Genomic DNA, 26,383 nt, shown 5'->3' with positions numbered 1-26,383 from the left:
TCCGGGTCAGTCCTCGCTGGAGCCGAACACCGAGGCGGCGGTGGGTTCGGCGCCGCGGCGCTCGCGGGCCTCGGGGGTGAACTCGGGTTCTTCCTCGACCGGGGCCTCGGCCTCGCCGGCGGGGGCCAGCACGCCGCCGCCCTTCTTCGCGTCGTCGCGGGCCTTCTTCTCGGCGGCCTTCTTGACCAGCTCGTCCAGCTGCATCTGGCTGGTCAGGCCCAGGGTCACCGGATCCACCGGCTTGATGTTGGGGCTGTTCCAGTGGGTGCGGTTGCGCACGCTCTCGATGGTGGCCTTGGTGGTGCCCAGCAGCTTGGAGATCTGGGCGTCGGTCACCTCTGGGTGGTTGCGCACGAACCAGGAGATGGCGTCCGGGCGGTCCTGACGGCGCGAGACGGGCGTGTATTTCGGGCCCTTCTTGGCGGGCTTGAACAGCTCGGCGTGGGCGCTGACCACCGCCTTCATGCGGTAGTTTTCGTCGTTCTGGGCCTTGTCCAGCTCCTCGCGGGTCAGCTGACCGTTGACCATGGGGTCCGAGCCGCGGATGTCGCGGGCCACGTCGCCGTCGGCGATGCCGCGCACTTCCAGCGGGTGCAGGCCGCAGAAGTCGGCGATCTGGTCGAAGCTGAGCGAGGTGTTGTCCACCAGCCAGACCGCGGTGGCCTTGGGCATCAGAATGTCGGTCATGGGTTGAAACCCCTGGAAATGCGGCCCGCGAAGCAGGCGTTGAAAACAGCGGCGCCCGACCTTTCGGCCGGGCGCGGATGGCTTTCCATACGCCCATTCCGGGCAAAAGGAAACCGGCGTGAGGCTCACCAGCCGATGGCAAACCTACCGTGTCTCGCGGTTGGAAAATGGCTCCAGGATCAGCAGGCGCCATGATCCTTGGGCACGAAATTCACAAGCAGTCGGCAATCTGCAACGCCTTGGCTCCGCAGCGATCAATCATCGCCGTCCGACTTCTTTGTAAGCGCTAGCAGCAGTGTAGCGGCCAGCGGAGCTAACAAGCCAATGCTGTCCGCCGAGGTCTTGCCAGATTTCTTTTCAACTGTGAGAGCTTCTTCAAGCTTTTTCTGGACTTCCACTACGCTGCCACCCAGCAAGCCAAAATTCTTGGCAACCTCTTCAAATCGCCTTCTCAGTTCTCGCTCTGCCCGGACGGCATAGAGATGCGTGCATCCCCATGACAGAACTCCACCGACAGCTGCGCCGAAAAGGGTCGACAGAACGGTTTGAAGTTCGAGCATCAGGAACGGCCCCCCAGAACTGATATAACATTGATATGGAAAACAGTTCATTGTCTATAGCGGTCTCCTGATCCCTGATCGGTTCGTGGGCGAATGGCCCGGACGAGAAAGGGTGACGGCGGCGGCTGACGCCCGGGTCGTGGCGCACTATGTTGCCCGCATGTCCGAGCCCGCCGATTCCACCACGCCCGAAAACACCGTCGTCATCGACCGCCCCCTGACCCAGGGCGGGCCGCCGGTGCGGCTGTATCTGATCGACGCCTCGGCCTACATCTTCCGGGCCTATCACGCCCTGCCGCCCCTGACGCGCAAGTCCGACGGCCTGCCGGTGGGCGCGGTGCAGGGCTACTGCAACATGCTTTGGAAGCTGATTCGGGACTTCAAGGGCGAGGACGGGCCGACCCATCTGGCCGCCATCTTCGACCATTCGGAAAAGACCTTCCGCAACCAGCTGTACGATCAGTACAAGGCCCACCGCCCGCCGCCGCCCGAGGACCTGATCCCCCAGTTCGCCCTGGTGCGCGAGGCCACCGCCGCCTTCGGCCTGCCGTGCGTCGAACTGCCCGGCTACGAGGCCGACGACCTGATCGCCACCTACGCCTGCAAGGCCCGCGACATGGGCGGCAAGGCGGTGATCGTGTCGTCCGACAAGGACCTGATGCAGCTGATCGGCGACGGGGTGGTCATGTACGACCCCATGAAGGACGCGGTGCTGGAGCATGAGGCGGTCATGGCCAAGTTCGGCGTCGGGCCGGACAGGGTGGTGGACGTGCAGGCCCTGATCGGGGACTCCACCGACAATGTGCCGGGGGCGCCGGGCATCGGCGTCAAGACGGCCTCGGCCCTGATCGCCGAATACGGCGACCTGGACACGCTTCTGGAGCGCGCCCACGAGATCAAGCAGAACAAGCGGCGCGAGACCCTGATCGAATATGCGGACCAGATCCGCCTGTCGCGCGAGCTGGTGCGCCTGACCTGCGACGCCCCGGCGCCCGAGCCCATCAGCGATTTCGTGGTGCGCGATCCCGATCCGGAGACGCTGTCGGCGTTTCTGGACAAGATGGAGTTTCGTTCGCTGGCCCGGCGGGTGGGCGACGGCAAGGCGCCGGACAAGGACGGGGCGACGTTCCCCAACGGCGGCCTGCGCGCCAAACCGGTCAGCGCCCCGGTGGCCACGCCCCGCTACGCCCCGGCCGAGAGCGCTGCCCCGGCCGAGCCGCACCTGTTCGACACCGACGCCTATGAGTGCGTGACCACCCTCGCGGCGCTGGAGGTCTGGATCGCCGAGGCGAGGGCGGCGGGCGTCATCGGCTTCGACACCGAGACGGATTCCCTGTCGTCCAGCCATGCGGAGCTGTGCGGCCTGTCGCTGGCCACGTCGCCGAACCGGGCCTGCTACATCCCCCTGACCCACGACCATCCGGGCGAGGCGGACGGCGGCGGCGGGCTCGACTTCGAGGGCGCGGGCCGCGCCCGGCCGGACCAGATCGAGATCGAGGAGGCGCTGGCGAAGCTCAAGCCGCTGCTGGAGGACCCGTCGGTCCTGAAGGTGGGCCAGAACATCAAATACGATCTGGCGGTGATGAAGCGGCACGGCGTTCAGGTGGCGCCGATCGACGACACCATGCTGATCTCCTACGTGCTGGGCGGCGGGTTGCACCCCCACGGCATGGACGAGCTGGCCAAGCGCCACCTGGGCCACGAGCCCATCGCCTTCAAGGCGGTGGCCGGGACCGGCAAGGCCCAGAAGAGCTTCCGCCACGTGGAGCTGAAACCGGCCACCTGCTACGCCGCCGAGGACGCGGATGTGACCCTGCGCCTGTGGCGCATCCTCAAACCGCAGTTGGCGGGCGAGGGTTTGACCAACGCCTATGAGACGCTGGAGCGCGGCATGCCCGCGGTGCTGGCGGACATGGAGATCGCGGGCATCCGGGTGAACCCGGACCGGCTGCGCGCCCTGTCCAGCGAGTTCGGCATGCGCATGGCCGAGCTGGAGATCACCGCCCACGAACTGGCGGGCCGGCCCTTCAATCTGGGCAGCCCCAAGCAGATCGGCGAGATCCTGTTCGGCGAGATGGGGCTGGAGGGCGGCAAGAAGACCGCCTCGGGCCAGTGGGGCACGGATGCGTCCGTGCTGGAGGAACTGGCCCTCACCCACGACCTGCCGCGCACCCTGCTGGACTGGCGCCAGCTGGCCAAGCTGAAGGGCACCTACACCGACGCCCTGGTGCAGGCGGCGGACCCCGAGAGCCACCGGGTGCATACCAGCTTCCAGCTGGCGGCGGCGTCCACCGGGCGGCTGGCCTCGTCGGACCCCAACCTGCAGAACATCCCCATCCGCACCGAGACGGGCCGCCAGATCCGTCAGGCCTTCATCGCCCGCGACGGCCATGTGCTGATCTCGGCGGACTACAGCCAGATCGAGCTGCGGCTGCTGGCCCACATCGGCGACATCCCCGAGCTGAAGGCCGCCTTCAAGGCCGGGCTGGACATCCACGCGGCCACCGCCTCGGAGATGTTCGACGTGCCGCTGGCGGAGATGACGCCCGAGACCCGCCGTCGCGCCAAGGCGATCAATTTCGGCATCATCTACGGCATCTCGGCCTTCGGCCTGGCCGCCCAGCTGGGCATCGGCCAGGGCGAGGCGGGGGCCTATATCAAGACCTATTTCGAGCGCTTCCCCGGCATCCGCGACTATATGGACCGGACGAAGGCGCTGGTGCGCGAGCAGGGCTATGTCACCACCCTGTTCGGGCGGCGGGTGCATGTGCCGGCGATCCACTCAAAGTCCGGCGCCGAGCGCCAGTTCGGCGAGCGCGCCGCCATCAACGCCCCGATCCAGGGCGCCGCGGCCGACATCATCCGCCGCGCCATGATGAAGATGCCGGGCGCCCTGCGTGACGCGGGGCTTGAGACCCGCATGCTGCTGCAGGTCCACGACGAACTGGTGTTCGAGGCCCCCGAGGCCGAGGCCGACCGCGCCATGGCCGTGATCCGCAAGGTGATGGAGACCGCGCCCCTACCCGCCGTCCAGCTGACCGTGCCCATCGACGTGGAAGCCAAGGCGGCGGTGAACTGGGATCAGGCGCATTGACACCGTGACGGACGGGCGGGTAAGAACAAATAAAGAACATTGTGGGTGCGATCCATGGGCAAGGGGTTCTGGGTCTACATCGTCACCAGCCAACGCAACGGCACGATCTATGTCGGGCACACCGACGATCTGGCGCGCCGGGTTCATGAGCACCGCGAAGGACTGAGGCCGGGCTTCACGAAACGCCACGGCTGCAAGACCCTCGTCTGGGCGGAGTGGCATGAAACACGCCACGGCGCCTTTCGCCGCGAACGGGCCATCAAGGAGTGGCGCCGTTCCTGGAAGCTGCTGCTGATCGAAGAGGCCAATCCGACCTGGAGCGATCGCCTGAACGCGATTCTCGGGCTTTCCGATTTCCCTCAAACCGCTCACCCCGGCGAATGCCGGGGCCCAGATGCATGATCACTGCTGCAGGTCGTGCTGTCGCGGTCAGGGGTGCAGCTTCCCTCCACCCGGTCCTTTGATCTGGGTCCCGGCATTCGCCGGGATGAGCGGGGGTTGGGGGTGGTTGACTCCCTCCGCCCGCAAGCGGACAACACTGCCCTGCATGGTCCCGGCGCGCCCCGCCGGGGCTGTTTTCGTTTCGGAAAGGAGCCGTCGTGTCCGGTCATCTCATGGGAGTCTACAATCGCGCACCCGTAGAGGTGGAGCGCGGCGAGGGCGCCCGACTTTATGCGACGGACGGCACGGCCTATCTGGACTGCGTGGCGGGCATCGCCACCAACGCCCTGGGCCACCGGCACCCGCGCCTGGTGCAGGCGCTGAAGGACCAGGCCGACAAGCTGTGGCACACCTCCAACATCTTCCGCATTCCGGGGCAGGAGGCGCTGGCCGACCGGCTGGTCGCCGAAAGCTTCGCCGACGTGGTGTTCTTCGCCAACTCGGGCACCGAGGCGGTCGAGGCGGCCATCAAGACCGCGCGCCGCTATCACTACGCCAACGGCAATACGGACCGCATCGACATCATCGGCTTTGACGGCTCGTTCCACGGCCGGACCTATGCGGCCATCAATGCGGCGGGCAATCCGTCCTATGTGGAGGGCTTCGGCCCGCGCCTGCCCGGCTATGTGCAGGTGACCTTCGGCGACATGGACGCCATCAAGGCCGCCATCGACAGCCCCACCGCCGCCGCCGTGATCCTCGAGCCGGTCCAGGGCGAGGGCGGGGCGCGCGCCTTCCCCGACGCCGACCTGCGCCAGATCCGCCAGTGGTGCGACGAGGCGGGCGTGCTGCTGATCCTCGACGAGGTGCAGTCCGGCATGGGCCGCACCGGCAAGATGTGGGCCCACGAATGGGCCGGGATCACCCCGGACATCATGGCGATTGCGAAAGCCCTGGGCGGCGGCTTCCCCGTCGGCGCCTGTCTCGCCACCACCGAGGCGGCCAAGGGCATGGTGGCCGGCGTGCACGGCACCACCTTCGGCGGCAATCCGCTGGCGATGGCCGTGGGCCTCGCCGCCCTCGACGAGATCGCCAAACCCGAGACCCTGGCCAATGTGGCCGAGATCTCCGGCTATCTGACCCAGCAGTTGCACGGTCTGAAGGAGCGCTTCCCCGACATCATCGTGGACGTTCGCGGGCGCGGCCTGCTGATCGGCGTCAAGCTGGTTCCCAACAACCGCGAGTTCATGGGCTGGGCCCGCGACGGCCAGCAGCTGCTGGTGGCCGGGGGCGGCGATAATTGCGTGCGCCTGCTGCCGCCCCTGACCCTCACCCTCGACGAGGCCCGCGAGGCCGTCGAGAAGATCGAAAAGACCTGCGAGGCCGCCCGCGAAAAGCTGGCGGCCTGATCGGAGCCGCCATGGTCCGCCACTTCCTCGACATCCACCGGCTGGACGCAGAGACCCTGCGCGCCATTCTGGACGACGCCCACGCCCGCAAGGCGGCCCGCAAGGGCTGGCCGAAGGGGCGCGTGGACGCCGATGCGCCCGCGAAGGACCGGGTGCTGGCCATGATCTTCGAGAAGAACTCCACCCGCACGCGGTTCAGCTTCGACGCCGCCATCCGCCAGCTGGGCGGCGACGCCATCATCGCCAATGCGGCCGACATGCAGCTGGGCCGCGGCGAGCCCGTCGAGGACACCGCGCGGGTGCTGTCGCGCATGGTGGACGCGGTGATGATCCGCGCCAACGACCACGAGGACGTGGAGCGCTTCGCCCGGGTCTCGACCATCCCCGTGGTCAACGCCCTGACCGACCGCTCGCACCCGTGCCAGATCCTGGCCGACCTGATGACCATCGAGGAGCATCGCGGGCCGGTGGCGGGCAAGACCCTCGCCTGGGTGGGCGACGGCAACAATGTCTGCGCCAGCTTCATCCATGCGGCGCCCAAATTCGGCTTCCAGCTGAACGTGGCCTGCCCGTCCGACTATCACCCCGACCTGCACGACCTGCAGCGCGGCGGCAACCATGTGCACCTGACCTCCGACCCGGAGGAGGCCGTGGCCGGCGCCGATGTGGTGGTCACCGACACCTGGGTCTCCATGGGCGATCAGGACTATGAGGAGCGGCTGGCCGCCTTCGAGGCCTACGGCGTCGACGCGGCCCTGATGAAGCAGGCGGCGGCCGACGCGGTGTTCCTGCACTGCCTGCCCGCGCACCGTGGCGAGGAAGTCTCCGACGCCGTTCTGGACGGCCCGCAGTCGGTGGTCTGGGACGAGGCCGAGAACCGCATCCACGCCCAGAAGGCGGTGCTGGCGTGGTGCTTCGGGGGTTAGCGGGCGCTTATAAAAGCGTAGATGTCGCGGGTCCGCTCTGGAACGGCCAGATGGGGAGAGCCGCACGCGGCGGGGACGGGGGGACTGCCTGTGAAGGACGTCATTCTTTATGTGAAATTGATGGCCAAGGTGGCATTCTATTCACTGGGAATGCTGCTATTTTTCTCGGCGATCAATATTTTACCTGTTTTATTGCGCAATATATTTACCTCGCGTCCAATTTTATTTGAATTGCTTGAGCCGTCGATAGTCTCTCTGAAGTTATGGGGACTCTTTTTTGGAATTATGGCTATAATTTCTTCTTATATTTACTGGAGTGCGCCGAAGAAAGCTGAAAAAACTCCTGAATGATCTGAATTGCGCCAGCCGTCCGGTGTAAACCGCGCTTGCTTCGGCGCCGACTAACCTCGCGTCTGCCACGCCATCCACGCGGCGATCAGCACCAGCCCCGCCGCCATGGCCGCCCGCGCGCGGGGGCCCTGCATCCGCTCGGTCAGGGCGCGCCCGGCGCCCGCCGCGCTGAACACCACCAGCGAATGCACCACCACCGCGATGGCCAGGTGCAGCCCGCCCAGGATCAGGGCCTGGCTCAGGGGCGTGGCGTAGCCCGGCCGGATGAAGGTGGGCAGCAGGGCCACATAGAACACCGCCGCCTTGGGGTTCAGCAGATTGCCCACCATGCCGCGCAGGAACAGCGCCCGGCGGGTCGCCTCGGGCTCGGCCGGATCGGCCGGGCCTTCCCCGCGCCACGCCTCCCACGCCAGCCACAGCAGGAACGCCACGCCCGCCCAGCGGATCACCGCGTGCACCGCCGGATAGGTCAGCACGAAGGTGCTCAGGCCCAGCAGCGCCGCCGCCAGCCACGCCGCCAGCCCCACGGTGATCCCCGCCACCGCCGCCAGCCCGGCCGTGCGCCCGCGCGACAGGCTGACCAGCGCCAGCCAGCCCATGTTCGGCCCCGGCGTCAGCTCCACCAGCACCATGGCCATCAGGAACGGCGCGATGATCGCGGGATCCAGCGGCGGCCAGTCCATCAGGGGGTCTCCTTCTCCGCTTCACCGTGGTCATGGCGCGGTCCGACGGCAAGCGCATCGTTCCCGCGCCCCGCACCCTTGCGTTGCGAAATCGCCACACCCACTTCCAGCGTGACCGCTCATGGCGTCGCTTCCCGAAGGGCGCCGAAGGGCTACACTATCCGCCTGACAGGGGATGCTAATGAACCTCGACCTCTACTCCGACCGCGCCAAACAGGCGGTCCAGTCCGCCCAGTCGCTGGCCCTCGCCCGCCGGCACCAGCAGTTCGCCCCCGAACACCTGCTCAAGGTGCTGCTGGAGGAGCGCGACGGCCTCGCCCGCAATCTGATCACCGCCGCCGACGGCGACGCGGCGAAGGCGGAAAAAGCCGTCGAGACCGCCCTCAGCAAGCGGGCCCAGGTCTCCGGCGGGTCGGCCCAGCTGTATCTGGACGGCGACACCGCCCGGGTCTTCGCCGCCGCCGAGCACGCCGCGAAAAAGGCCGGCGACCAGTTCGTCACCACCGAGCGCATGCTGCACGCGATTGCAAAGGAGGGCGGGGTCGCCGCCACCGTGCTGGCCTCGGTGGGCGCCACGCCCGAGGCGCTGGACGACGCCATCAACGAGCTGCGCAAGGGCAAGACCGCCGACTCCGCCGCCGCCGAGGACGCCTATGACGCCCTGAAACGCTACGCCCGCGACCTGACCCAGGCCGCCCGCGACGGCAAGGTGGACCCGGTCATCGGCCGGGATGAAGAGATCCGCCGCACCATTCAGGTCCTCGCCCGCCGCACCAAGAACAACCCCGTCCTGATCGGCGAGCCCGGCGTCGGCAAGACCGCCATCATCGAGGGCCTCGCCCTGCGCATCGTCAACGGCGACGTGCCGGAGTCGCTCAAGGACAAGAAGGTGCTGGCCCTGGACATGGGCGCCCTCATCGCCGGGGCGAAATACCGGGGCGAGTTCGAGGAGCGGCTCAAGGCCGTGCTGGGCGAGGTCACCGCCGCCGAGGGCCAGATCGTCCTGTTCATCGACGAGATGCATACGCTGGTGGGCGCGGGCAAGACCGACGGCGCCATGGACGCCTCCAACCTGCTCAAGCCCGCCCTCGCCCGCGGCGAGCTGCACTGCGTCGGCGCCACGACCCTGGATGAATACCGCAAGCACGTGGAGAAGGACGCCGCCCTGGCCCGCCGCTTCCAGCCGGTGTTCGTGGACGAGCCCTCGGTGGAGGACACCGTCTCGATCCTGCGCGGCCTCAAGGAGAAGTACGAGGTCCACCACGGGGTGCGCATCGCCGACGGCGCCATCGTGGCCGCCGCGACCCTCAGCAACCGCTACATCACCGACCGCTTCCTGCCCGACAAGGCCATCGACCTGATCGACGAAGCCGCGTCGCGCGTGCGCATGGCCGTGGACTCCAAGCCCGAGGCCCTGGACGAGATCGACCGCCGTCTGGTCCAGCTCAAGATCGAGCGCGAGGCGCTGAAGAAGGAGACCGATCAGGCCTCCCGCACCCGGCTGGAAAAGCTGGACGAGGAGATCGACGGCCTGCAGGCCGAGTCCGACGACCTCACCGCCCGCTGGAAGGCGGAGAAGGACAAGGTCGGCCAGTCCGCCCAGCTGCGCGAGACCCTCGACCGCCTGCGCAACGAACTGGCCCTGGCCCAGCGCACCGGCGACCTGGCCCGCGCCTCAGAGATCGCCTACGGCCAGATCCCCGGCATCGAGAAGCAACTGGCCGAGGCGGAAAAGCATGAGGCCGACGGGTCGGGCCCCCTGACCCCCGAAGTCGTCGACGCCGCCCAGATCGCCGCCGTGGTCTCCCGCTGGACCGGGGTGCCGGTGGACAAGATGCTGGAGGGCGAGCGCGAGAAGCTGCTGTCCATGGAGGACGCGCTGCGTCATCGTGTGGTGGGTCAGGACGAGGCCCTGGCCGCCGTCTCGGACGCCGTGCGCCGCGCCCGCGCCGGCCTCAACGATCCGGGCCGCCCGCTGGGCAGCTTCCTGTTCCTGGGCCCCACGGGCGTGGGCAAGACCGAGCTGACGAAAGCCCTCGCGGAGTTCCTGTTCGACGACGACGCCGCCATCACCCGGCTGGACATGTCCGAGTACATGGAGAAGCACAGCGTCAGCCGCCTGATCGGCGCCCCTCCGGGCTATGTGGGCTATGACGAGGGCGGCGCCCTGACCGAGGCGGTGCGTCGGCGCCCCTATCAGGTGGTCCTGTTCGACGAGGTGGAGAAAGCCCACCCCGACGTGTTCAACACCCTGCTGCAGGTGCTGGACGACGGCCGCCTGACCGACGGTCAGGGCCGCACCATCGACTTCCGCAACACCCTGATCATCATGACCTCCAACCTGGGGTCCGAGTACCTGTCGCAACAGGGCGAGGGCGACGACGTGGCCACGGTGCGCCCGCTGGTCATGGACGCCGTGCGCGGCCATTTCCGGCCCGAGTTCCTCAACCGCATCGACGAGATCGTGCTGTTCCAGCGCCTCGGCCGCGACCAGATGGCCGGCATCGTCCGCATCCAGCTGGGCCGGTTCGAGAAACTGCTGGCCGACCGCCGCCTGACCCTGTCCATCGACGACGCCGCCCTAGCCTGGCTCGCCGACCGCGGCTACGACCCGACGTATGGGGCCCGCCCCCTCAAGCGCGTCATCCAGAAGGACCTTGTCGACCCGATTGCCCGCAAACTGCTCGCCGGCGAGATCGAGGACGGCGGGGTGATCGCGGTGTCAGCGGGGGCGGATGGGCTGACCATAGGAAAAGCCCAGGTCCACTAGGACCTGGGCCACCCACGAATTGTCATCCCGGCCGAAGCGCACCGGAGAGCCGGGACGGGAAGGCGGCGGTGGGTTAGGGCCTCGCTCCCTGTGCTCTCGGCCGAGAGGTTGCGTCCACAGGCAGCGGGCAGCCATCCCCGAACATTACAGGAACGTCCGGCTTGCAAAGGGCGGGAATCGTGTATGAGTCCGATTCGGGCTTCGGGCGCTGAGGGTTAGGCTCCTCAGCGCCCGGATCAGCGGGCTCATGTGGCCGTCGCTGAGTGCAACTGTTGGGTCGCTGGCGCATATCGCGCACCAGCCTCGAGCGCGTCAAGGCCACGTCTTGTTACAGGACGTAATATGACGAAACGCAAAGCTAGCGGCCTTGGTCGCTGTGATGCCGTGAGGGCGAGCATGCTCAAGGCCCTTATGGCGCGGGGAACTCCTCAAGATGTCAGCGCTTGGCTTGTCGGTGTGAACGGAGGCCGGGCAAACGATGTCATGCATGGCCGCCTTTTCAGCGAAGTGCCGCCCGCAAATGACAACGAACTGAGGAACTATCTGTCTGAGGTGGTGGCTCGCTTTAACGAAGCCGCGCTTCGCATCTAAACAGCAGCGGCCCCCTTTCCTCTGAGAGGGGGCCGCTGCCCTATCCTCCTCCGACGGAGGGCGTAGCGTACCCTTGGAAATAAGTGCGGGAGCCAAGCATTGCTGTTCGGTCGGGATTTTTCGGTGTCGGATGACACGCTACTTTACCATTATTGCTCTCCCGAAACGCTCGTTAGCATCATTCAGAATCGCACGATCCGATTTTCAGACATGAACATGATGAACGATGCCGAGGAAGGTCGTTGGGGGTACAAAATATGGATTGAAGCTGCGAACAAACTTCTTGATCCCAAAAACCCCCCTCCTGGTCTTCCGGAGCCGATCACAGAAGATTTTATCGACCACATCGATCAGATCTGGAGCTCAATGGGGCTCGGTTTGAGCTCTTTCATTGCTTCGTTTTCGAAGGATGGCGATAGCCTTAGCCAATGGAGGGCATACGCGAACGATGGCCGCGGCTATGCGATCGGGTTCCGCTCAACCGCCCTCCGACGACTTCCCATCCAACTTCTGGATGTTTGCTATGACCACGAACAACAGGTTCAGGAAATGGCCGTTGCTGTAGGCGCGACATTTCTAGAATGGATCGACAAGAACAAAGACTACGATGACCCTTGGTTCAGAGAGCGTTGCCAAGTCATCGCAATGTCTTCCGCAGCGTTCAAAAATCCCGCTTGGCGCGATGAGCAAGAAGTTCGTTGCCAGCATGCTGTCACGGTCGGCTTGGGGGAGAACGGATTTACACTGACGGATGATGGCGGGGTGTCTGAAGGTGAGGATGTCGACGGTGTCCCCGTTCAGTTTCAGGTGCGAAACGGATCCATCGTCCCGTTCCTTGATTTGCCTTTCGACCAATCGCGAGGTGCCGTCGCCGAGATCGTTATGGGCCCTAGGTGCCAGAACGCTCCCGGGAATGTTCTATTTTTGCTTGGCAACAACGGGTACGGCGTTCTCCCGATCAGGGCTGCCGGTGCGGCCTATAGATAAGAGCAAATGGTCGAATGGGGTTGTCGTCTATTAGCGCCCGCCCCTGTCCTTCTTCCTGTGGGAGAACGCAGCCGCGAAGCGGTCGGATGAGGGTCGGGTGGGTCCGTCGGCGCAAGCCGTCGCCGGGGTGGCCACAGCCGACCCTCACCCTTGCGCGCAAGGACGACGGCGACGCCGTCGTGCGCTCAAGCCCTCTCCCAGCGGGAGAGGGGAGCCCCGGAAGCCATCCGCCGCTTCGGGCGTTAGGGCGGGCATGACCGACAGAACCCCCGCCCCCGCCAAACCCCAGAAGGCCCGCCTCGATCTGCGGGCCGGGCCCGTGTCGCTGAAGATGGAGGTGCGGGTCACGCCCGCGGGCGTGCTGGCCATCGGCGGGCTGGTCAGCGGCATCCTGCTGTCCACCGCCGTGCTGGTGTGGACCGCGACCGCGCCGCGTCGCTGACGCTGTCCTTCTCCCTGTGGGAGAAGGTGGCCCGGCGGAGCCGGGTCGGATGAGGGTCGGGTGGGTCCGGGTCAGGCGCGACCCTCACCCTTGAGCGCAAGGACGGCGTCTGCGACGCCGTGCGCTCAAGCCCTCTCCCAATGGGAGAGGGGTCAGAGGCCGAGGGTCTTGGCGTGGGCCCTGATGGCGTCGTCGATGCGCCAGGGTTCGGACAGGGCCTGTTCATTGGTGAAGCGGATCACGGTCCAGCCGAGGGCCTCGATGGCCTGCCGGCGCAGGTGGTCGTCCAGCATCACGTCCTCGCGTTCGTGAATGCCGCCGTCGATCTCGATCACCAGCCGCAGCGGAATGCAGGCGAAGTCGACCACATGGCGCCCGACCGGGTATTGGCGGCGAACCTTCCACCCGACCTTCCCGCCCCGCAGCCGCGCCCAGACCCGCTCCTCCGCCAGCCCCCCCGGTCTGACGCAACGCACGCGCCCGCGGTGTCAGCCGGCTGCCGGTCATGAAGCGACGATACTGTCCTTCTCCCGTTGGGAGAAGGTGGCCCGGCGGAGCCGGGTCGGATGAGGGTCGGGTGGGTCAGGTAAGGCGCGACCCTCACCCTTGAGCGCAAGGACGGCGTCTGCGACGCCGTGCGCTCAAGCCCTCTCCCATCGGGAGAGGGGCGTCAGTCCCCCAGCACCGGCATCACCTCCACCCCGTCGCAGGGGAAGAGGCTCATGTGGGGGTGGCCCTCGAACAGGCGGGCGGCGGCCTCGTGGCTGTCGGCGCGCACCACCATGAAGACGGTCAGAAGATTGACCACGTCGGTCACCGCGCCCAGATCATCGATGCGCTTCGTCGGCCCCAGCGGGCCGCCCTGATAGAGGATGACGTCCCGGTGCGCCTCCTCCCAGGCGGCGACGGCGGCCACGCCGATGCGGGCCGTCTCGTCCTGTTCGTCCTTCGTCATGGCATGCCACGCCGCCCACTTCGGGCCGGTCTTGTCCATGGTGAACACCGCCAGATAGCGCCACGCCGCCATGTTGTTTCTCCCTGTCCCTGAGAACAGGATAAGCCCACCCCACAATCCCGTCATCCTCGGGCTTGACCCGAGGATCCAGAGACTCCGCAGGATCCGGGTCAGCGCCGAGGGATAGTGAGTCTGGATTCCCCGCTCAAGGCGGGGAATGACGGGTGGTTATGCGGGCCCCCGGACTTTTTAATCCCACTGCCTGCGGGCGCCTTATAATGCCCGCCTCGACCCCCGGCCTGCGGGGGCGATTTCGGACAATTCGGACAATTCGGACACTCTTTTTTCGACGCCCCGTTTCAGACAATTCAGACAATTCGGACACGTTTTTTTCGGGTCCGAAATCCGGAAAACCCCATGCACGTGCTCTACATCGACGCCGACGCCTGCCCCGTGAAGGACGAGTGCTTCCGCGTGGCCGAGCGGGTCGGGTTCCGGGCGGTGGTAGTGTCCAACGGCTGGATCAACCTGCCGCGCGCGCCCTTCATCGAGCAGGTGGTGGTGGAGGCGGGGCCGGACATCGCCGATGACTGGATCGCCGAGCGGGCGGGGCCGGGCGACATCGTGGTGACCTCCGACATTCCGCTGGCCGACCGCTGCCTGAAGGGCGGGGCCCAGGCCCTGCGGCCCAACGGCTCGGTCTTCACCCCGGACTCCATCGGCTCGGCCCTGGCCGGGCGCATGGTGGGCGAGCACCTGCGCGGCATGGGGGTGGCCACGTCCGGCCCGCCGCCCTTCGGCCCCCGCGACCGCTCCGCCTTCCTGCAGGCCCTGGACCGGGCCGTGGTCGTGGCGAAGCGCCTATGAAGCTAGTCCACCACCTGAAACCGGCGGGCGTCGAACACGCGCAGCACCTGGGCCAGCTCGCGGCCGCGCTTCAGGATCATGCCGCTCTGGTTCATCACCGCCCAGGCGCCCTGACGGCGGGCCAGGGCCGGGCGCTTCTCGATGCGGTAGGCCGGGGCGTCGCCGGCGCGGCGGAACACGGCGAACTCGGCAGCGTCCTTGCCCGGCGCCATGGCGTAGTCGCGCCATTCGCCCGCCGCCACCATGCGCCCGTAGACCCGGAGCATGGCGTCCAGCTCGCGGCGATCGAAGAACACCGGGCCGGCCGGGCTGTGGCTCGCGGGACTGTCGGAGGCGTCGAGGCTCATCCCCCCCAGACTAGCGCGAACCGGCGTGTGCGCCAGCGCCGGGAACGGGGATTTGACCGGCCCCTGAAGAAAAATGACGCGAACACGAAAAGGCCCCCTTTCGGTCCTTCCAACGCCCGTTTGGACCACCAGATAGGCAGTGTCGGCCGGTCGGGGTCGCCGGAGATCCCGGATCCTGAACAGCCCCCCCAGCCCCCCTGGATTTCATGGGGCCTCGACGGGTCGACAAACCTCCAAGCGAGACGCCCGTGCGACACCTCCCCCTCCCGGTCGCGCGGGCGTTTTGCGTTTGGAATCAGGGCGTTAAGCTGACGGCAGGGTGACCGTCGCCGTCTCCCCGCCCCGCGTCACCGTCACCGCGATCTCGCGCCGCGCGCCCGACAGGGCCCGCTCCAGATCGGCCGCGCTGCGCACCGTGGCGCTCCCGGCGCGAGTGACCACGTCGCCGGCCACCAGACCCGCCTGGGCCGCCGGCGAACCGGCCTCCACCGCACGCACCAGCACCCCGCCCTCGCTGTCGGCGAAGCGCGCGCCATGGGCCGACAGGCCGGCGCCGCCCAGGGCGATGACCGGGCCGTCGGGCCGCTGCACCGTCACGATGGTCTCGAGCGATCGGCCGTCGCGCAGATAGGTCGCTTCCAGCGTCGTGCCCGGCCGGGCGATGCCGGTCATGGCCTGGACCGTGCCGCCGTTGGAGACCATGCGGTCATCCAGGGCCGTGATGACGTCGCCGCGACGCAGACCGGCCCGGTCGGCGGGCGAGCCGGGGACCACGTCCTCGACCACCGCGCCCCGGCCGATCTCCAGCCCCATCTGCTCGGCCCGGCGGGGCGTCAGGGACGACACCGTCGCTCCGGTCTCGCCGCGCACCACCTCGCCGGTGGTCAGGATCTGGTCCGTGACGAAGCGCATGATGTTGATGGGCACGGCGAAGGCGATGCCGTCGTTGCCGCCGCCGAAGCCGCCCGACAGGATGGCGGTGTTGATGCCGATCAGCCGGCCCCGGCTGTCCAGCAGCGGTCCGCCCGAGTTGCCCGCGTTCACCGCCGCGTCGGTCTGGATGTAGTCCTCCACCGCATCCCCCAGCCCCGAGCGCCCCAGGCCGGAGATCACGCCCATGGTCAGGGTCTGGTCGAGGCCCAGCGGATAGCCCACCGCAAAGGCCAGATCGCCGCTGCGCAGGGTTCCGGCCGGGGCCATGTTGACCTGGGTCAGGTCGGGGGCGGTGATCCGGAGCACCGCGATGTCGGTGGCCCGGTCCGCGCCCAGCAGCTCGGCCCGGTACGACCGGCCGTCCAGCAGGTCGACCCGGAACGCCGTGCCGTTCTCGATCACATGGTGGTTGGTGATGATCACCCCGCCGGCCGCGTCGATGATGACGCCCGATCCGCCCGAGATCTCCTTGGGCCCGTCGTCGCCGCGCGACGGTCCGCCCCCGGCGCCCAGGGTGGTGATGGCCACCACGGCGGGCAGGCTGGGCTCGATCCCGGCGGCGAAGGTGAACACCCCCCGCTCGGCGTCGTAAGGCATTTGCGGAGACATCTGGGCCCAGGCGGCGCCCGCCGTCGTCAGGCTGAGGGTCAGGGCCGCCACGGCCGCCGTCCGACGCAGGTGTGTGCTGTTCACGTTCCGAAGGTCCCCGTTGAGTCTCTGGGCGGCAGACTAGACCGGAAACCCGCCCCGGCGACAGCCCCGCCTGTTTGCGCGGCGCATGCAACCACCTGACGCCTCAACCGTAGCTACCGCGATCCTCCATTCTGACCCGGTGACCCCCCATGCGACTTCACTCCCTGACGGCGGCGGCCTGCGCGGCCCTGGGTCTGGCGGCCTGCGGAACGGCGGCGGTTGAGCCCTCGGGCCTGCTCAGCGGCTACGACGGACTCGCCGTGCGCGAGGGCACGGTCTGGGCCTCCATCCAGGAGCGGCGCGACGAGGCCCTCGCCTCCGGGATCGACCGCCTGTTCATCGAACCGGCCGTCCTCGCCCCCGGCGTGGGCGAGGGCCTGACCGACTACGAGCAGGCCCTGGTGCTGCGCGAGGTGGACCGGCAGATCTGCTACGAGGTCAGCGAGCGCTTCACCGTGCTGGCCGACCCCGCGCCGGACGCGGGCCGGGTGCGGGCGGTGGTGTCGCGGATCGGACCGACCGGCCGCGCGGCCTCGGCCGCGTCGGCGGCGTCAGGATTCTTCATTCCCGGGCCCATCGGCCTGCGCGTGCCCGGGACCCTCGGCGGGCTGGCGGCGGAGGCCGAACTGCTGGCGGCCAATGATCAGGGCCAGGCGGCGGCGATCCTGTGGTCCCGCGACGCCAAGGCTGTGGGCACCGACAGCCCGTCCCTGTCGCGGGTGGGCGACGCGGTGCAACTGGCCGAGCCGTTCGGCGACGCCGTGGGCGACGCCTTCGCCCCCGAGGATCGCGCGGTCCGCGCCATCGCCGACCCGGACCCCTGCGCCCGCTTCGGCCCGCGCTTCCGCCCCGGCGGTTTCGCCGCCGGCTTCATCACCGGCCTCTACTCCCCCGAACTCAGCGGCGCCCAGGCCGAGGAAGACGAGCCGGAAGCGCCCCCCCAGGCCGCCCAGCCCGACCGGTAAGCTCATCGCGCGCTCAAGCAGCGAGGCTCCGCGAGCCGAGCGTTAGCGCCCTAAAGATGCGCTCAAGCAGCGAGGCCCCGCGGGCCGAGCGCTAGCGCCCTAAAGATGCGCTCAAGCAGCGAGGCCCCGCGGGCCGAGCGCTAGCGCCCTAGAAAGCCGCCTGCCCGGTGATGGCCCGGCCCAGGATCAGGGCGTGGACGTCGTGAGCGCCTTCATAGGTGTTGACGGTCTCGAGGTTCATGGCATGGCGCATCACGTGCATCTCGCCGGTGATGCCGGCGCCGCCGTGCATGTCGCGGGCCTCGCGGGCGACGGCCAGGGCCTTGCCGCAGTTGTTGCGCTTCATCATCGAGATGGCCTCGGGCACCCACGCCCCCTGGTCCAGCAGCCGCCCCAGCGCCAGCGCGCCCTCCAGCCCCAAAAAGATCTCGGTCTGCATGTCGGCCAGCTTCTTCTGCACCAGCTGGCGCGACGACAGCGGCCGGCCGAACAGCATGCGCTCGCCCACATAGTCGCGGCTGGCGTGGAAGCAGAACTCCGCCGCCCCCATGGCGCCCCAGGCAATGCCGTAACGCGCCTTGTTCAGGCAGCTGAACGGCCCGCGCAGGCCCTTCACGCCGGGCAGGATGTTGGCCTCGGGCACGAACACGTCGTTCAGGCCGATGTCACCGGTGACCGAGGCGCGCAGGGACAGCTTGTCGCCGATCTTGTCGGTGGTGAAGCCGTCGAAGTCCCGCTCGACGATGAAGCCCCGGATGACGTCATCCAGCTTGGCCCAGACCACCGCCAGATCGCTGATAGGGCTGTTGGTGATCCAGTATTTGGCGCCGTTCAGGCGATAGCCGCCGTCCACCGCCACGGCCTTCGTCTTCATGGAGGCCGGGTCGGACCCCCCGTCCGCCTCGGTCAGGCCGAAACAGCCGATCAGCTCCCCCGCCGCCATCTTGGGCAGGAACTTCGCCTTCTGCTCGTCCGAGCCGAACGCATAGATGGGATACATGGCCAGCGAGCTCTGCACGCTCATGGCGCTGCGGTAGCCCGAATCCACCGCCTCGATCTCGCGGGCGATCAGGCCATAGGCCACATGGGACGCTTCGGAGCCGCCGTACTGTTCGGGCAGCATGGCGCCCAGGAAGCCCATCTCGCCCATCTCGGTCATGATGGCCCGGTCGAAGGTCTCGTCGCGGAAGGCCGCGACCACCCGGGGCAGCAGGGCGTCGCGCGCATAGGACCGCGCGGCGTCGCGGATCATCCGCTCGTCGTCGGTCAGGCGACCTTCCAGATCCAGCGGGTCATCCCAGCGAAAGGTCTTGGCGTCGGACATGGGTATGGTCTTTTCTTCTGAGGCTGATTCCCGCACGAAGCGGCTCGGCCTGTTTCCTGATCGTGGCCGCCGCTTTAGGATAGATCGGGTTCCACGGGTAGGGGTGAGGATCGCCGCCGCATGACGACACCGTTGCATCGACTGTTCCTGGACCACCCGCGCGAGGTGGAGGAGTCCTATCTGGAGCACCTTGGCGCGGCCTCGTCTTTCGGCTTCCGTCTGCTGGGCGCGGCGGGATTCGCCTTCCTCCACGCCCTGATCCCCGGCATCGCCAAAACCGCCGCCTCGGACCGCATCAAGGACATGGCCGACGAACTGAACGGCCGCGCCCGCACGGCCCGCGAGACGCGCATGCGCGAGGCGGGCGCGATCGATCCGGGGCTGTAGGCCGTATCCTCCCCCAAAGCGAAGCGCATGGGGGAGGGGGACCACGAAGTGGTGGAGGGGGCGACCCCATTCACCCCCTTGGACTTGCCCCCTCCACCGCCTGCGGCGGTCCCCCTCCCCCGCATGGCGGGGAGGAGACTCAGGGGATGAGCCACCCCGCCACCGCTTCCCGCGCCAGCATCTCGTCATAGGTCGGGCGGGGCCTCACAACGGCCCAGCGGTCGCCGTCCACCAGAACCTCGGGGACCAGCGGGCGGCTGTTGTATTCATTGGCCATGGTCGCGCCGTAGGCCCCGGCGGTCATGAAGGCGGCCAGGTCGCCGGACTGCAGCGGCGGCAGCATCCGGTCCCGGGCGAAGGTGTCGCCCGTCTCGCACACCGGCCCCACCACGTCATAAGGCGCATCAGCGCCGTCGCGCGGCCGCACCGTGCGGAGGTCGTGGAAGGCGTCGTACAGGGCCGGGCGCATCAGGTCGTTCATGGCCGAGTCCAGCACCAGGAACCGCATCCCGTCCGGCCGCTCGTTCACATGGATGACCCGGGTCAGCAGGACCCCGGCGTTGGCCGCGATCATGCGCCCCGGCTCGAACGCCAGCTGCACATCCAGCCCCCGAACCGCCTCGGCCGCCACGGCGGCGTAGTCCACGGGGTCCGCCTCGCCGGGCCGGTCAAAGTAGGGCACGCCCAGCCCGCCGCCGAAATCCAGCCGATGCACCTCCAGCCCCTGCGCGCGCAGGTCCAGGGTCATCTGGCGCAGCACGGCGAAGGCGGCCTTCAGGGGGCTCAGCTCGGTGATCTGGCTGCCGATGTGGCAGGCCAGACCCACGGGCCGCACATGATCCGAGGCGGCGGCGCGGGCGTAGAGGGCCATGACCTCCTCAACCGGCGCGCCGAACTTGTCGCGGGCGCCGCCGGTGGTGATCTTGGCGTGGGCGCCCGATCCCACCCGGGGATTGACGCGGAACACGATGTCCGGCCGCGCGCCCAGACCGGCCGCCACGGCGGTCAGCCGGTCCAGCTCGGCGGCGGACTCCACATTGATCTCCAGCACCCCGGCCTGGATGGCGAAGGCCAGCTCCGCGTCGGTCTTGCCCACGCCAGAGAAGACGATCTTCTCCGGTGCGATCCCGGCCGCCAGCGCCCGACGGATCTCGCCTTCGGACACCGTGTCTGCGCCCAGCCCCTCGCCCGCCAGCACCTTGAGCACCGACAGGTTGGAGTTGGCCTTCACCGCGAAGGCGATCAGGGCGCCGGTGGTTTCGGCGTGGCCGTCCAGCGCCTCGCGCAGCACCCGGGCGTGCCGCCGCAGGGTGGCGGCGGAATAGACATAGGCGGGCGTGCCGACCTCGGCCGCGAGGGCCTCCAGCGACACGTCCTCGGCGTGCATCACGCCGTCCCTGATCTCGAAATGGTTCACGGTCGGGGAGGACCTTCAAGCTTCAGCTTGTCAGCGCGGCTTACTGGGGCTCGCGCCCGGCCGCCGTGCCGCCGATGGGGTTGCTGGGGCCGCCGTCGATGGCCTGCTGGCTGGACGGGCGGTTGATGGTGGCGGGCTCGGGCAGGCCCGGCGCGCTGGCCGATCGTGGCGCCCGCTCGGTCTCGCGGTGCGGCGATTCCAGATCGCCCATGCGGCCGCAGCCCGACAGGACCACCGCGGTGGCGGCGAGGATCAGCACGGTTCTCATGACAGGCGCTCCTTCCATTCGGCGATGCGCGCCCGGACCTGTTCCGGCGCCGTCCCCCCGAAGCTTTGACGACTGGCGCATGAAGCCTCAGGCGTCAGCACCTTGTAAACATCGGCGGTGATACCCGCCTCCAGCTTTTGCAGCTCTTCCAGCGGGAGGCCCGCCAGATCGACGCCCAGCGCCTCGGCCTGCTTCACCGCCGCGCCCGTCACATGGTGGGCCTTGCGGAACGGCAGGTTCAGCTCGCGCACCAGCCAGTCGGCCAGATCGGTGGCGGTGGAGAAGCCGTAGCCCGCCGCCTCGGCCATGCGCGCGGTGTCCGGCTTCAAGGCCGCGACCATGGCGGTCATGGCGCCGACCGCCAGATCCAGGGCGTCGAACGCCTCGAACACCGGCGGCTTGTCCTCCTGCATGTCCTTGGAATAGGCCAGCGGCAGGCCCTTCATAACCGTAGACAGGGCGATGAAGGCGCCCATGACCCGCCCGGTCTTGGCCCGCACCAGCTCGGCGGCGTCGGGGTTGCGCTTCTGCGGCATGATGGACGAGCCGGTGGTCAGGTCGTCCGGCAGGCTGACGAAGCCGAACTGCGGCGTCATCCACACCACGATCTCCTCGGCCAGACGCGACAGATGTCCCGCGCAGATGCTGGCCGCCGCGATCACCTCAAGCGCAAAGTCCCGCGCCGACACCGCGTCCAGCGAGTTGCGCATGGGGCCGTCGAAGCCCAGCGCCTTCGCGGTCACATGGCGGTCGATCGGGAACGGCGATCCGGCCAGGGCCGCGGCGCCCAGCGGGTTCTCGTTCAGGCGGGCGCGGGCGTCGGTGAACCGCCCCACGTCCCGGCCGATCATCTCCATATAGGCCATCAGATGGTGGCCGAAGGTCACCGGCTGGGCCGGCTGCAGGTGGGTGAAGCCCGGCATCAGATCGCCCGCATGGGCCTCGGCCCGGGCCAGCAGGGCCCGTTGCAGGCCGGTCAGTTGCTCGATGGTCCGGTCGCAGGCCGCGCGGGTCCACAGGCGGAAGTCGGTGGCCACCTGGTCGTTGCGCGACCGGGCGGTGTGCAGCCGTCCGGACGGCTCGCCGATCAGCTCACTGAGGCGCGCCTCCACATTCATGTGGATGTCTTCATAGGCGTCGCGGAACGGGAAGGTCCCGGCCTCGATCTCGTCCTGGATGGCGTCCAGTCCGCCCAGGATCGCCTCGGCGTCGGGGCCTGTGATGATGCCCCGGTCCGCCAGCATGCGGCAATGCGCCCGCGACCCGGTCAGGTCCTCGCGCCACAGGCGCTGGTCGACGCCGATGGAGACATTGATGGCCTGCATGATCTCGGCGGGCTTGGCGGAGAAGCGTCCGCCCCATAGACTTTGGCCCTTGGCCTCATCCTGGGGGGTCGGTTCGGGACGGTCGGTCATGGCGGAGAACTCGGGGAAGAAGCGTCTGGTCGTCGGACTGGTCGCGGCGGCCGTGCTCGTCGTCGGCGCCGCTGGGGCCCTATACGCCATGCGCGGCGGCGCTTTCCAAGGGAATGACGCCGCCTCCGCCGAGAAAAGCGATCTGGCCCGTTATGCCCGCGGCGGCCTGACCGCGCTGGAGACCCCCGCCGAGCTGGCCGTCGCCCCGGATCAGGTCTTCACCGACGGCGAGGGCGAGGAGGTCACCTTCGCCGACTTCCGGGGCCGGGTGGTGGTGGTGAACCTCTGGGCTATGTGGTGCGCGCCGTGCCGCACCGAGATGCCGACCCTGGCGGCGCTGCAGCGCGCCTACCCCGAGGACCAGATGCTGGTCCTGCCGGTCAATGTGGACACCGGCGACGAGGCGGTGGCGGACGCGATCAGCTTCCTCGACGTTCACGAGCCCCTGCCCTTCTATTCGGACCGCAGCTTCCGCCTGCCCTTCGTCTTCCCGGGCGCCGGCAAGATGCCCCAGACCATCCTGCTGGACCGTCAGGGCCGGGTCCGCGCCTGGATGGCGGGCGAGGCCGACTGGAACAGCGCCGAGGCCCGCGCCCTCGTCGACGCCCTGCTGGCCGAGGAGGCCTGAGGCCTCAGGTCAGCCCTTCTTGGCCCGGAAGTCGGCGATGGCGGTGACAGTCTCGCGGACCCTGGCCTCGATGCCGGCCCAGTCGCCGGACTTCACGGCGGCGTCGGTGATCAGCTTGGAGCCCATGCCCGCCGCCACGATGCCCGCGCCGAACCACTTCTCGATGGAGGCCGGGTCCGGGTCGACGCCGCCGGTGGGCATGATCTTGGTCCAGGGCATGGGGCCGCGCACCGCCTTGACGAAGTCGGGGCCGCCCACGGACGAACCGGGGAACACCTTGACGATGTCGCAGCCCAGCTCCTGGGCGTCAGAGATCTCGGTGGCCGAGCCGCAGCCGGGCGAATAGGCGATCATGCGGCGGTTGCACAGGCGCGCCACCTCGGGGTTCAGCATCGGGCCGACGATGAAGCGCGCGCCGCCGGCGATGTAGAGCCCGGCGGTGGGGGCGTCGACGATGGAGCCCACGCCCATGATCACGTCCGGGTTGGCCCTGGCGAAATGGCGGCTGACCTCGAGGAACACGTGAGCCGCGAAGTCGCCGCGGTTGGTGAACTCCACGGCGGGGGCGCCGCCCTTGGCGCAGGCGTCGATGACCGCGATGCAGGTCTCCACGTCCGGGTGATAGAACACCGGCACCACGCCCTGGCGCTCGAGCTGTTGCAGGACGCTCAGACGATCGTGACGCATGACACCGGTGCCTCTGTTTGATTGTGCGGGGGTTTCCGTCGCCGGAATGGCGACCCCCGTCAAGGGAAACGGCCTCACACCGCGTTACATTGACGCCCCGCAGAGGGTAGCTTTTGACCACGGACCGGCTAGGCTTCGGGACGAAGGCCGCCGGCTGTGCGGTCACGGAGGACCCCATGAGCGAACCCGCATCCGATCTGGAGACATTCCGCGCCGAGACCCGCGCCTGGCTGGAGGCGAACTGCCCGGCCGAGGTGCGCGCGCCCATGCCGTCCGAGGCCGACATGATCTGGGGCGGGCGCAACGCCGTCTTCGCCACCCCGGCCCACGAACGCTGGATGCGCACCATGGGCGAGCGCGGCTGGACCGCGCCGGAATGGCCCCGTGAATACGGCGGCGGCGGGCTGAGCCGCGAACAGGCCAAGGTGCTGGCCTCGGAGCTGCGCCGCATCAAGGCCCAGCCGGCCCTGAACAGCTTCGGCGTCTGGATGCTGGGCCCGGCCCTGCTGGCCTTTGGCACCGAGGAGCAGAAGAAGCGCTTCCTGCCCGAGATCGTGCGCGGGGAGATCCGCTGGTGTCAGGGCTATTCCGAGCCGGGCGCCGGGTCGGATCTGGCGGGCATCCAGACCCGTGCGGAAGATCGCGGCGACCACTGGATCGTCAACGGCCAGAAGGTGTGGACCTCCTACGCCGACAAGGCGGACTGGATCTTCTGCCTCGTGCGCACCGACCCGGAGGCGCCCAAGCACAAGGGCATCTCCTTCGTGCTGTTCGACATGGCCACGCCGGGCGTGTCGACCCGGCCCATCACCCTGATCTCCGGCAAGTCGCCCTTCTGCGAGACCTTCTTCGACGACGTGCGGGTGGAGAAGGCCAATCTGGTGGGCGAGCTGAACCGGGGCTGGGACGTGGCCAAGAATCTGCTGGCCCACGAGCGGACCATGATCGGCTCCATGGGCGAGGTCATGGGCGGGGCCGCGCTGGGCCGGACCGCGGCCAAGGCCGTGGGACTGGACGAGGCCGGGCGGCTGGACGACCCCATGCTGCGCGCCCGCATCGCCGAGCTGGACGTGGACGGCGCGGCCTTCCGTCTGGCGCTGGAGCGGACCGGCGATCTGGCCAAGGCGGGCCGGGCCCATCCGGCCCTGTCCTCGGTGCTGAAGTATTACGGCTCGGAGCTGAACAAGCGCCGCCATGAGCTGCTGATGGCGGCAGGCGGGGCCGATGCGCTGGAGTGGGAAGGCGAGCGGTCCCGGGACGGCGCCGCGGCCCGCGACTGGCTCCGCACCAAGGCCAACTCCATCGAGGGCGGGACCTCCGAGATTCAGCTCAACATCATCTCCAAGCATCTGCTGCAACTGCCGGGAGCCTGACCCATGCCTTTGATCCTTTCCGACGAGCAGCAGATGCTGGCCGAGGCCGCCGACGGCTTCCTGGGTGAGCACGCGCCCATCGCCCACCTGCGCAAGCTGCGCGACAGCCATGACGCCGACGGGGTCTCGCGCGACCTGTGGCGGGCCTTCGGGGAGATGGGCTTCTCCGGCGTCCTGATCCCCGAGGACCAGGGCGGGTCCGGTCTGGGCGCTGTGGAGGCCGGGGTGGTGGCCGAAGCGCTGGGGCGGACCCTGACGCCGTCACCGTTTCTGTCGTCGGGCGTGCTGTCAGCCACGGCCCTGAAGGCCGGGTCGGGCGAGCAGCAGGCGGCCTGGCTGCCCCGGATCGCGGCGGGCGAGGCCATCGTGGCTCTGGCTGTGGACGAGGCGGGCAAGCACGCCCCGCACCGCATCAAGACCACCGCCGAGCGCTCCGGCAATGGCTTTAAACTCAATGGGAACAAGGGCTTCGTGCTGGACGGCCATGTGGCCGACGCCCTGATCGTGGCGGCGCGCACGTCAGGAGAGGCGGGCGGAGAGGGCATGGACGGCCTGACCCTGTTCCTGATCGACCCGAAGGCCGCGGGACTGGAGATCGAGCGCACCGCCATGGTGGACGCCCACAACGCCGCCCGGGTGACCCTGAGCGACGTGGAGGTCACCGCTGACGCCGTGCTCGGGCCGGTGGACGGGGGCGGCGAGATCATTGAGCGTGTCCTCAACCTGGGCCGGGCCTGCGCCGCCTCGTCCCTGCTGGGAGCGGGGGATCAGGCCTTCCGCCTCACCGCCGAGTACCTGAAGACCAGGAAGCAGTTCGGCAAGCTGATCGGCGAGTTCCAGGCCCTCCAGCACCGCGCCGCACACGTCTTCACCGAGCTGGAGATCGTGCGCGCCGCCACCCTGTCCGCGCTGCAGAAGCTGGACGCGGGCGACGCGGACGCCGCCTTCGCCGTGTCGGTGGCCAAGGCCAAGGCCGGGCGGGTGGCCGAGCTGTGCGTCCAGGAGGCGGTGCAGATGCACGGCGGCGTCGGCATGACCGACGAGTACGACGTGGGCCTGTACATGAAGCGCGTGCGCGTCCTGAACGAGCTCATGGGCGACCACGGCTTCCACGCCGACCGGGTGGCCCGGTCGGGGGGGTACTGAGGGCGGATTTCAGACCCTGACGGCGAAAAAACAGAGTCCGAATTGTCCGAATTGTCCGAAATTCGGGCTCTGGCCCAAAAAAAACGTGTCCGAATTG

The 26,383-nt window shown here is 68.5% G+C and carries 27 protein-coding genes; 15 read left to right on the top strand and 12 right to left on the bottom strand.

Annotated elements, in window-relative coordinates:
• Nucleotides 1-6: 6 nt before the first annotated feature.
• Entirely contained in the window at nt 7-687 is a 681-nt protein-coding gene (locus ACK4SE_RS05470; RefSeq protein ID WP_409689610.1) for a DUF1013 domain-containing protein, read from the bottom strand.
• Between the two features lie 254 nt (nt 688-941).
• Nucleotides 942-1,247: a hypothetical protein gene (locus ACK4SE_RS05465; RefSeq protein ID WP_409689607.1), complete on the bottom strand. Its 306-nt coding sequence runs from the start codon at nt 1,245-1,247 to the stop codon at nt 942-944.
• Between the two features lie 160 nt (nt 1,248-1,407).
• Here ACK4SE_RS05465 and polA point away from each other — a divergent pair, with 160 nt between their 5' ends.
• The 5 genes from polA to ACK4SE_RS05440 all read left to right on the top strand — a co-directional run bounded on the left by polA (nt 1,408) and on the right by ACK4SE_RS05440 (nt 7,408).
• Nucleotides 1,408-4,341: a DNA polymerase I gene (polA, locus tag ACK4SE_RS05460; RefSeq protein ID WP_409689604.1), complete on the top strand. Its 2,934-nt coding sequence runs from the start codon at nt 1,408-1,410 to the stop codon at nt 4,339-4,341.
• Nucleotides 4,342-4,395: 54 nt separating this feature from the next.
• Nucleotides 4,396-4,743: a GIY-YIG nuclease family protein gene (locus tag ACK4SE_RS05455; protein WP_409689602.1), complete on the top strand. Its 348-nt coding sequence runs from the start codon at nt 4,396-4,398 to the stop codon at nt 4,741-4,743.
• Nucleotides 4,744-4,955: 212 nt separating this feature from the next.
• Nucleotides 4,956-6,131: an aspartate aminotransferase family protein gene (locus ACK4SE_RS05450; protein WP_409689684.1), complete on the top strand. Its 1,176-nt coding sequence runs from the start codon at nt 4,956-4,958 to the stop codon at nt 6,129-6,131.
• An 11-nt stretch (nt 6,132-6,142) separates the two neighbouring features.
• Nucleotides 6,143-7,057 (top strand): ornithine carbamoyltransferase, encoded by a 915-nt coding sequence (argF, locus tag ACK4SE_RS05445; RefSeq protein WP_409689599.1) that lies wholly within the window; start codon nt 6,143-6,145, stop codon nt 7,055-7,057.
• A gap of 21 nt (nt 7,058-7,078) precedes the next feature.
• Nucleotides 7,079-7,408 carry a hypothetical protein gene (locus tag ACK4SE_RS05440; protein WP_409689596.1) on the top strand — a complete coding sequence of 110 codons (330 nt, stop codon included), beginning with the start codon at nt 7,079-7,081 and terminating at the stop codon, nt 7,406-7,408.
• Nucleotides 7,409-7,458: 50 nt separating this feature from the next.
• On the opposite strand, the gene ACK4SE_RS05435 is transcribed toward ACK4SE_RS05440, so the two are convergent.
• The gene (locus ACK4SE_RS05435) at nt 7,459-8,091 is read right to left on the bottom strand and encodes a LysE family translocator (protein WP_409689593.1); all 633 of its coding nucleotides are present in this window, start codon (nt 8,089-8,091) and stop codon (nt 7,459-7,461) included.
• A 181-nt stretch (nt 8,092-8,272) separates the two neighbouring features.
• Here ACK4SE_RS05435 and clpB point away from each other — a divergent pair, with 181 nt between their 5' ends.
• The 4 genes from clpB to ACK4SE_RS05415 all read left to right on the top strand — a co-directional run bounded on the left by clpB (nt 8,273) and on the right by ACK4SE_RS05415 (nt 12,881).
• A complete protein-coding gene (gene clpB / locus ACK4SE_RS05430; protein ID WP_409689590.1) occupies nt 8,273-10,861 on the top strand; it encodes an ATP-dependent chaperone ClpB in 2,589 nt (862 codons plus the stop codon).
• Nucleotides 10,862-11,257: 396 nt separating this feature from the next.
• Nucleotides 11,258-11,452, top strand: coding sequence for a hypothetical protein (locus ACK4SE_RS05425; protein ID WP_409689587.1), 195 nt, complete (start codon nt 11,258-11,260; stop codon nt 11,450-11,452).
• A gap of 99 nt (nt 11,453-11,551) precedes the next feature.
• Nucleotides 11,552-12,439: a DUF2971 domain-containing protein gene (locus ACK4SE_RS05420; RefSeq protein WP_409689585.1), complete on the top strand. Its 888-nt coding sequence runs from the start codon at nt 11,552-11,554 to the stop codon at nt 12,437-12,439.
• Nucleotides 12,440-12,692: 253 nt separating this feature from the next.
• The gene (locus ACK4SE_RS05415) at nt 12,693-12,881 is read left to right on the top strand and encodes a hypothetical protein (RefSeq protein WP_409689583.1); all 189 of its coding nucleotides are present in this window, start codon (nt 12,693-12,695) and stop codon (nt 12,879-12,881) included.
• Between the two features lie 152 nt (nt 12,882-13,033).
• Here ACK4SE_RS05415 and ACK4SE_RS05410 read toward each other — a convergent pair whose 3' ends face one another.
• Both ACK4SE_RS05410 and ACK4SE_RS05405 read right to left on the bottom strand, forming a co-directional pair.
• Complete coding sequence (locus tag ACK4SE_RS05410) at nt 13,034-13,357, bottom strand: endonuclease domain-containing protein (protein WP_409689580.1); 324 nt, start codon at nt 13,355-13,357, stop codon at nt 13,034-13,036.
• 194 nt (nt 13,358-13,551) lie between these two features.
• Nucleotides 13,552-13,908 (bottom strand): hypothetical protein, encoded by a 357-nt coding sequence (locus tag ACK4SE_RS05405; protein WP_409689577.1) that lies wholly within the window; start codon nt 13,906-13,908, stop codon nt 13,552-13,554.
• Nucleotides 13,909-14,253: 345 nt separating this feature from the next.
• On the opposite strand from ACK4SE_RS05405, the gene ACK4SE_RS05400 reads away from it, so the two are divergent.
• Nucleotides 14,254-14,703: a YaiI/YqxD family protein gene (locus ACK4SE_RS05400; RefSeq protein WP_409689574.1), complete on the top strand. Its 450-nt coding sequence runs from the start codon at nt 14,254-14,256 to the stop codon at nt 14,701-14,703.
• Between the two features lie 2 nt (nt 14,704-14,705).
• Here ACK4SE_RS05400 and ACK4SE_RS05395 read toward each other — a convergent pair whose 3' ends face one another.
• Together ACK4SE_RS05395 and ACK4SE_RS05390 are read right to left on the bottom strand one after the other, a co-directional pair.
• Nucleotides 14,706-15,050, bottom strand: coding sequence for a DUF2794 domain-containing protein (locus ACK4SE_RS05395; protein WP_409689571.1), 345 nt, complete (start codon nt 15,048-15,050; stop codon nt 14,706-14,708).
• Between the two features lie 303 nt (nt 15,051-15,353).
• Nucleotides 15,354-16,676 (bottom strand): trypsin-like peptidase domain-containing protein, encoded by a 1,323-nt coding sequence (locus tag ACK4SE_RS05390; RefSeq protein ID WP_409689568.1) that lies wholly within the window; start codon nt 16,674-16,676, stop codon nt 15,354-15,356.
• Nucleotides 16,677-16,825: 149 nt separating this feature from the next.
• On the opposite strand from ACK4SE_RS05390, the gene ACK4SE_RS05385 reads away from it, so the two are divergent.
• Nucleotides 16,826-17,641: a DUF3313 family protein gene (locus ACK4SE_RS05385; protein ID WP_409689565.1), complete on the top strand. Its 816-nt coding sequence runs from the start codon at nt 16,826-16,828 to the stop codon at nt 17,639-17,641.
• A gap of 148 nt (nt 17,642-17,789) precedes the next feature.
• On the opposite strand, the gene ACK4SE_RS05380 is transcribed toward ACK4SE_RS05385, so the two are convergent.
• Nucleotides 17,790-18,965: an acyl-CoA dehydrogenase gene (locus tag ACK4SE_RS05380; RefSeq protein ID WP_409689562.1), complete on the bottom strand. Its 1,176-nt coding sequence runs from the start codon at nt 18,963-18,965 to the stop codon at nt 17,790-17,792.
• 120 nt (nt 18,966-19,085) lie between these two features.
• On the opposite strand from ACK4SE_RS05380, the gene ACK4SE_RS05375 reads away from it, so the two are divergent.
• Entirely contained in the window at nt 19,086-19,352 is a 267-nt protein-coding gene (locus ACK4SE_RS05375) for a DUF6356 family protein (protein ID WP_409689559.1), read from the top strand.
• A 139-nt stretch (nt 19,353-19,491) separates the two neighbouring features.
• Here the strand turns inward: ACK4SE_RS05375 and lysA are convergent, their stop codons facing one another.
• From lysA to argH, 3 genes are read right to left on the bottom strand one after another with little or no spacing between them, the layout of a single operon-like run.
• Complete coding sequence (gene lysA / locus ACK4SE_RS05370) at nt 19,492-20,769, bottom strand: diaminopimelate decarboxylase (RefSeq protein ID WP_409689556.1); 1,278 nt, start codon at nt 20,767-20,769, stop codon at nt 19,492-19,494.
• A gap of 40 nt (nt 20,770-20,809) precedes the next feature.
• Complete coding sequence (lptM, locus tag ACK4SE_RS05365; protein WP_409689553.1) at nt 20,810-21,037, bottom strand: LPS translocon maturation chaperone LptM; 228 nt, start codon at nt 21,035-21,037, stop codon at nt 20,810-20,812.
• Nucleotides 21,034-22,452, bottom strand: a complete 1,419-nt coding sequence (gene argH, locus ACK4SE_RS05360; RefSeq protein WP_409689550.1) for an argininosuccinate lyase — start codon at nt 22,450-22,452, stop codon at nt 21,034-21,036. Before argH ends, lptM begins: the two co-directional genes overlap by 4 nt.
• On the opposite strand from argH, the gene ACK4SE_RS05355 reads away from it, so the two are divergent.
• Complete coding sequence (locus ACK4SE_RS05355) at nt 22,451-23,080, top strand: TlpA family protein disulfide reductase (RefSeq protein ID WP_409689547.1); 630 nt, start codon at nt 22,451-22,453, stop codon at nt 23,078-23,080. The two genes, argH and ACK4SE_RS05355, sit on opposite strands and share 2 nt — an antisense overlap.
• Before the next feature lie 9 nt (nt 23,081-23,089).
• Here ACK4SE_RS05355 and ACK4SE_RS05350 read toward each other — a convergent pair whose 3' ends face one another.
• Nucleotides 23,090-23,767, bottom strand: coding sequence for a bifunctional 4-hydroxy-2-oxoglutarate aldolase/2-dehydro-3-deoxy-phosphogluconate aldolase (locus tag ACK4SE_RS05350; RefSeq protein WP_409689544.1), 678 nt, complete (start codon nt 23,765-23,767; stop codon nt 23,090-23,092).
• A gap of 176 nt (nt 23,768-23,943) precedes the next feature.
• Between ACK4SE_RS05350 and ACK4SE_RS05345 the strand changes: the two genes are divergently transcribed.
• Both ACK4SE_RS05345 and ACK4SE_RS05340 read left to right on the top strand, forming a co-directional pair.
• Entirely contained in the window at nt 23,944-25,140 is a 1,197-nt protein-coding gene (locus ACK4SE_RS05345; RefSeq protein WP_409689541.1) for an acyl-CoA dehydrogenase family protein, read from the top strand.
• 3 nt (nt 25,141-25,143) lie between these two features.
• Nucleotides 25,144-26,286 (top strand): acyl-CoA dehydrogenase family protein, encoded by a 1,143-nt coding sequence (locus tag ACK4SE_RS05340; protein WP_409689538.1) that lies wholly within the window; start codon nt 25,144-25,146, stop codon nt 26,284-26,286.
• Nucleotides 26,287-26,383 lie beyond the last annotated feature (97 nt).

Origin of the sequence: Brevundimonas sp., assembly GCF_046293315.1 — a bacterium.
GTDB lineage: Bacteria > Pseudomonadota > Alphaproteobacteria > Caulobacterales > Caulobacteraceae > Brevundimonas.
The sequence above is the reverse complement of the archived record's forward strand: the minus strand, read 5'-3'. Positions and strand labels throughout refer to the sequence as shown.